The organism is Mesorhizobium sp. M7A.F.Ca.US.006.01.1.1 (genome assembly GCF_003997935.1).
In the GTDB taxonomy this organism is placed as follows: domain Bacteria; phylum Pseudomonadota; class Alphaproteobacteria; order Rhizobiales; family Rhizobiaceae; genus Mesorhizobium.
The window spans coordinates 1-4,735 of the sequence record NZ_RZQL01000373.1; the positions used below are offsets into that span (position 1 = coordinate 1).

Annotated in this window: 5 protein-coding genes; 3 read left to right on the plus strand and 2 right to left on the minus strand. The window is 64.9% G+C overall.

Annotation, left to right across the window (positions count from 1 at the left end):
* A partial coding sequence (locus tag EN943_RS35065; protein WP_206522874.1) for a phosphatidylserine decarboxylase occupies positions 1–261 on the plus strand: 261 nt, incomplete at its 5' end.
* A 75-nt stretch (positions 262–336) separates the two neighbouring features.
* Positions 337–1,083 (plus strand): phosphatidylcholine/phosphatidylserine synthase, encoded by a 747-nt coding sequence (locus tag EN943_RS35070; RefSeq protein WP_224621703.1) that lies wholly within the window; start codon positions 337–339, stop codon positions 1,081–1,083.
* A gap of 27 nt (positions 1,084–1,110) precedes the next feature.
* On the opposite strand, the gene EN943_RS35075 is transcribed toward EN943_RS35070, so the two are convergent.
* Positions 1,111–3,333 carry an AMP-binding protein gene (locus EN943_RS35075; protein ID WP_127416387.1) on the minus strand — a complete coding sequence of 741 codons (2,223 nt, stop codon included), beginning with the start codon at positions 3,331–3,333 and terminating at the stop codon, positions 1,111–1,113.
* A gap of 123 nt (positions 3,334–3,456) precedes the next feature.
* Positions 3,457–3,864, minus strand: a complete 408-nt coding sequence (locus tag EN943_RS35080) for a 4-oxalocrotonate tautomerase family protein (protein ID WP_013532540.1) — start codon at positions 3,862–3,864, stop codon at positions 3,457–3,459.
* A 113-nt stretch (positions 3,865–3,977) separates the two neighbouring features.
* Here EN943_RS35080 and EN943_RS35085 point away from each other — a divergent pair.
* On the plus strand, positions 3,978–4,735 hold a 758-nt coding region (locus EN943_RS35085; protein ID WP_127416388.1), incomplete at its 3' end, for a LysR substrate-binding domain-containing protein.

The window sequence follows — 4,735 nt, forward strand, 5'->3', positions numbered from 1 at the left end:
ATCGAGAGCCCCAATGGCACGGTCGTGGCCGTCCAGATCGCCGGCCTGGTGGCGCGCCGCATCGTCTGCTGGGCCGAGGCCGGCGGCTCGATCGGCACTGGCGAGCGTTTTGGCCTGATCCGTTTCGGCTCACGCGTCGATGTGTTCCTGCCCCTGACCGCCACGCCGCGCGTTGCCGTCGGCCAGACGGCGGTCGGCGGCGAAACCGTGCTGGCTGAATTCGGCGGTGTTGCCGGCACGCCTCTTGTTCGGGTTTCCTGACCGGTGGGCACGCAATACAAAAAGTTCGAGGCCCATGCCAGCGGCGGTCCGCGCATCCGCGAAATCCCGATGCGCATGGTGCTGCCCAATCTGGTCACCGTGCTCGCCATTTGCGCCGGCCTGTCGGGCATCCGCTTCGGCTTCGAAGGCCGCTTCGAGCCGGCGGTGGTGATGGTGCTGCTTGCAGCCTTCCTCGACGGCATTGACGGCCGCCTGGCGCGGATGTTGAAGGCGACCTCCAAATTCGGCGCTCAGATGGATTCGCTGGCCGACATCGTCAATTTCGGCGTGGCCCCGGCCCTGGTGCTCTATGCCTTCCTGCTCGACCGCGCCGGCTCGCCGGGCTGGATCGCGGCACTGCTGTTCGCCATCGCCTGCGGGCTGCGCCTCGCCCGTTTCAACGTGCTCGATGACGAGAAGGCCGATCGCCCCATATGGCAGTCCGAATATTTCGTCGGCGTTCCGGCGCCGGCTGGCGCAGTGCTGGTGATGCTGCCGCTTTATCTCTATTTCCTGCGCACAGGTCTGGAGCCCAGCCGTCCAGCGGCCTTCGTCGCCACCGGCTTCACCATCCTGGTCGCGTTCCTGCTGGTCAGCCGGCTGCCTGTCTATTCCGGCAAGAGCCTGAAAATCCCGGGCGACAGGGTGTTGCCGATCATCCTGGGTGTCGTGCTCTACGTACTCCTGCTGATGACCTACCCCTGGTACACACTGACCGCTTCGGTTGCCGGCTACCTGATCTTCCTGCCGTTCAGCGTGCGCGCCTATTCGAAGCGCGCCAAGCTGGAGGGCGAGAAGGTGCCGCCTTCGGATATCGGGTAGAAGGTCGTCGGAAGTGCTTGATTTGACTCAGGCCGCGAGGCCGAGCCCCAGCCTGTCGATCGCCAGTTTCCTCGTCGACACATAGTCGGTCTTGCCGGACCCCAGCACCGGGATTTCCTCGACCTTGACGATGTCGTTGGGCACCATCAGTTCGGCCGCACCGGCCTGTTTGCCGAATTTGCGCAACTCGTCGGGATTGGCATCGTCGGCGGTGGTGACCAGCACGATGCGCTCGCCGCGCCTCTTGTCCGGCACCGCTACCGCCGCATGGCGTTCTTCCGGCCACAGCGACTGCACCAGCATCTCGACCGCACCCAGCGACACCATCTCGCCAGCGATCTTGGCGAAGCGCTTGGCGCGTCCGCGAATGGTGATGAAGCCTTCGCGGTCGACGGCAACGATGTCGCCGGTGTCGTGCCAGCCGGTCAGCGGCTGCAACTCGCCGGGACGGTCCGATGTCATGTAGCCCATCATCAGGTTCGGTCCGTCGAGCCACAATTGGCCGGCGTCGGAAATGCCTTCGATCGGCTCTAGCTTCATGCGCATGGCCGGCAGCAGCCGGCCGACCGTGCCGTCGCGGCCATGGATGGCGGTGTTGACGGCAACCACCGGTGCTGCCTCGGTCAGCCCAAACCCTTCGATGATCTCGGCCTGGAAGCGTTCGCGGTAGACGCGGCGAGTTTCCGGCTTCACCGCCTCGGCGCCGGCGACGACGAAGCGCAGGCTGGAAAAATCGCCGTCCTTGGCGGTGCGCGCATAGTTGGCGAGGAACGTATCGGTGCCGAACATGATGGTCGGCTTCACCTTGCGCGCCACCTCGGGGATGATCTTGTAGTGCAGCGGCGAGGGGTAGAGGAACAGCTTTACCCCGGTGACCAGCGGCAGGATGGTGCCGCCCGTCAGGCCGAAGGAGTGGAACACCGGCAGCACGTTGAGCAGGATGTCGGCAGGCGAGATGGTGATCCGCGCCTCGGCCTGCATGGCGTTGGCGTAAAGGTTCTTGTGCGACAGCACGACCGCCTTCGGCGTGCCTTCCGAACCCGAGGTAAACAGAATCACGGCCGGCTTGGCCGCATCCTGCCGCTGCAGTGGCCAGCGCCACAGCAAGGCGGCGGCAAGCTTGTCGAGCGCGGTGACGCTCTCCCGCACATCCTCCAGCCAAAGCAGCCTGGCACCACCCTTTTCGACCGCCGCGACGATATCGGCAAGGTCGGCCTTCTCGACGAACGCGCGGGACGAAATCACGGTCCTTATCACCGCCGTGCGCACGGCCGCAGTGACGCTCGCCGGCCCGGCCGTATAGTTGATCATCGCCGCCACCCGGCCGGCCGATAGAAGGCCGGTGAGCGATAGCACGACGCCGTTGGCATTGGGCAGCATCACGCCGACCGCCTCGCTCGGAGCCGTCACCGCCTCGAAGCGCCTGCCCAGGACGCGGGCGCCGATGAACAACTTGCGGTAGCTCAGCGCACCGGAGATCACGTCCTCGATGATGGTATGCGAAGCGCCGACGCGGTCGGCGGCATCGCGCATGGCCAGGAACAGGCCACGATCGAGGTTAGTGCCGAAGAGCCGCGCCTCGGCGACACGGTCGAACAGCGCGTTGGTGTTCGAGGCCTGCTCGGGGTTGCGCGCCACCAGTTCGGCGATGGTCATCGGCTCCAGCACGCTGATCGACAGTTGCGGAAACCAGTGTCGTGGCGCCTTGTCCGAAGGCGTCAGCGACACCGGCAGGCTGCGCGCACCGCCGACAAAGATCGGCACGATTTTGGCATCGGCCTGCATGGCGATGCGGGTGACGGCACGAAACAACCGAAACGTCTTGACGTCAGGCTCGACCGCATCCGGCAGATAGACAGCGAGCCGGCCCTTGCCCTTCAGCACCCGCACTAACCGGCGGCTGACGAAGACATGTTCGGCGTTGAAGGCGATGGTACGGCCAAGCTCACGCCAAGGTTCGAGCCACGGCGAGCGCGCCGAGACCTCATCGAGAATATGCAGCGTGTCTTCCGGCAGCAGCGACAGCATCAACGCCGGCTCGAAGCGCGATTGATGCGAGATGACGTAGATGACCGGGGCCTGCGCCTTGCGGGCGATCCTGATGCGGCTGTCTCCGATCCGGTAGGCGAGCTTGAACGGCACATAGAGCAGCGCCTGGGTGAAGCGCAGGCCGAGGCGGAATTTTTCCGCCACGCCGATCAGCAGCCAGGCCAGAACAAGACCCGCAAGCAGCGCCAGTGTCAGGACCATGCCGCGTCTCTCCCAACGTTTTTAGCATCTCGGCTCTTTGCGGCCGTGTCGGCCAGAACCTAGACGATGTGGGAGCAAGGTCAATGCGGAGCTTTTGCTTCCCTTGGTGCGGGAAGCTGCTTCTCACGCCGCCTGCAGCCGTCCACTGATGAAACGAAATTCCTGCGTCTTGCCGCCATAGCCGTAAGCGGCGGCCGGCACTTCATGCACGAAGGCGTAGCTCTCCTCATGCACGCCGCCCAGCAGACGGCCGAAGGCTGCGAAGATCGCCTTCAGATAGGCTTCCAGCTCAAGCTTGGTGTTGGTGCCGTCGACCACCTTGATATCAAGCCAGAACGTGTTGGTGCCGTGCTCGGCCAGCGACTTGCCGCCGGCGAACCAGTGCTGCGGATCGACATAGGACACGGCAACTGCCGTGATCGTCGGGTCCTTGCGCAGCTGCGTCGCGGTGATTTCTGTGGCCTCCTTTGCGATGCGAGCGGAAAGCGCCGCGTCAGGTTTGCCGGTGACGCTGATGTTGATGATAGGCATTCTTCTTCTCCTTGGCTTGAGCGGCGTCCGATCGCCGTTGAAACAACCATGCCACCACCTTTTAGTCAAAAAAATCGAATTGTTTTTAACCCATACTTCGATATTATCGAAGTATGGAAACACTGGATCCCGATCTGCTCCGAACCTTCCTTGCTTTCGTCGACAGCGGCTCGCTGGCCCGGGCGGCTGCAAGCATCGGCCGCTCGCCCTCGGCGGTGACCGCCCAGATGCAGCGGCTGGAGGAAATCGTCGGCGAGCCGCTGCTGGCGGCGCAAGGGCGAGGACGTGGTCTGACGCCGGCGGGTGAGGATCTCGTCGGCCACGCCAAGCGCATTCTTGCCGCCCATCGCGAGGCTTGGCTGGCGCTGAAGGGCGCCCGCGCTGCCGGGCGCGTTGCCATCGGCACGACGCAGGATTTTGCCGACAGCGGCCTGCCGGATCTGCTGCGTGCTTTCGCCGGCAGCCATCCGCGCGTCAGGATCGAACTGCGGGTCGGCCGTTCCGCCGAGTTGGCGCAGGCGCTGCAGTCTGGCGGCCTCGATCTGGCGATCGTCATGCGCCAGACGGCAGCGCCGGACGAAGTCGGCGTGCTGCGCGAGCCGATGATATGGCTATGCTCACAAAAGGGGCTGGCCACGCGGCAGGAGGAACTGCCGCTGGCGCTGCTCGATCCATATTGCGGTTTTCGCGAAGCGGCACTTGCCGCACTCGATGCCGCCGGCCGCCGCTACCGCATTGCTGCCGGCAGCGCCAGTCTGGCCGGCCTGCGCACAGCCGTGAACGCCGGTGTCGCACTGACGCTGCGAACGGCTCGCTTTGCCCATTCCGGGATTGTCGAGGCGCCGCGCCAGCTTGGCCTGCCCCAGGTGCC